Source organism: Paenimyroides ummariense (assembly GCF_900115115.1).
GTDB classification, from domain to species: Bacteria; Bacteroidota; Bacteroidia; order Flavobacteriales; family Flavobacteriaceae; genus Flavobacterium; species Flavobacterium ummariense.
In genome coordinates, this window is the sequence record NZ_FOVI01000072.1 from 1 (window position 1) to 1,215 (window position 1,215).

A 1,215-nucleotide genomic window follows, 5' to 3' on the forward strand; every position below is an offset into this window, starting at 1 on the left:
TCAATTGCCCGTAAGATCCTGTGCAGGTTGTGTTCGTTTTTTCCTGAAACGGTCACCGGACTCCAAATGACCATTTTGGGAAGGTATTCCTGCCACTCTTTCTGAATGAGAAAATTCAGCTGTTCGGGTCTGACCCCTATAAACTCATTCTGCCTGAGTGTCTTCGGGTGGTTTGAAAAAGGATAAATAACATATACATTTTCAAATTCCGGTGCTTTTTGCGGTAGTTGAGCCCCATCACAGTTGTGTGCGGTAAGCAGCCTGCACATCTCGCCGATGCCGTTATTGTTTTTTGTCAGCCCGATATAGAGCAAACGATTATCTGATCGGAATTCCATTCCTACAACAGGTTTTATATGTGCCTCTTTACATGCTTTTACAAAATCGTAAATTCCGGTTACCGTATTGATATCGGTAAGTGCAAGTACCCTTACATTACAGGCTTGTGCCTGAGAAACGAGATTGTTTACCGAAAGAGTACCGTACCTGAGGCTGTGGTAGGAATGACAGTTTATATACATAATTACCTGTTTTCTTTAGCTGTAAAATTAAACCCGGCAGCACGACCTACCTTATCGTATCCGAACCTGTTCTTGATGCGGTCCATTGCCTGATAAAGAGCTGCCAGTTCCTGCGTATCTTCAAAGAGGTTGATCTGCAGGTTTCCGCGTACCAATCCCGTAAAACGGATACCGATAAGACGTATACGCATGCGGCGGCTGTAGAGCCTGTTAAACAGTTCGCGAACCGTTTTTGTTAGGATGTTGTCTGCAGAAGTATATGCTATCTTCGCCTGTTTTGTTTCGGTATCAAAATTGGCATAACGAATTTTTACAACTACGGTAGAAACCAGCCATTGTTCGCAGCGCAGCTGGTACGCCAGTTTTTCTACCATACCGCTGATGAGCGCGTGGAGCATGTTCAGGTCGATGGTATCCTGATCAAAGGTATGTTCTGTTGAGACCGACTTGCGTTCGGTATAAGGCTCTACCTGTGAGAAATCGATGCCGTTTGCCTTTTTCCACAAATCAATACCGTTTTTACCGATCATCTGCTGCAGTACCTCCACAGGCATTTCTGCCAGTGTGTGTATCTGGCGCACACCTATTCTTGAAAGCAGCTGGAAGGTAGCATCGCCCAGCATGGGTATTTTTTTTATGGACAGCGGATTGAGAAACGGACGGACGCCGTTAGAAGCTATTTCTCTTTTACCGG

At 45.1% G+C, this 1,215-nt stretch carries 2 protein-coding genes; both read right to left on the reverse strand.

Features of this window, described 5'->3' with window-relative positions:
* Positions 1 to 521 (reverse strand): PHP domain-containing protein (locus tag BM253_RS17110; RefSeq protein ID WP_143095712.1); only part of this gene is annotated, 521 nt, incomplete at its 3' end.
* A gap of 2 nt (positions 522 to 523) precedes the next feature.
* Positions 524 to 1,215 (reverse strand): DNA polymerase Y family protein (locus BM253_RS17115; RefSeq protein WP_450088504.1); only part of this gene is annotated, 692 nt, incomplete at its 5' end.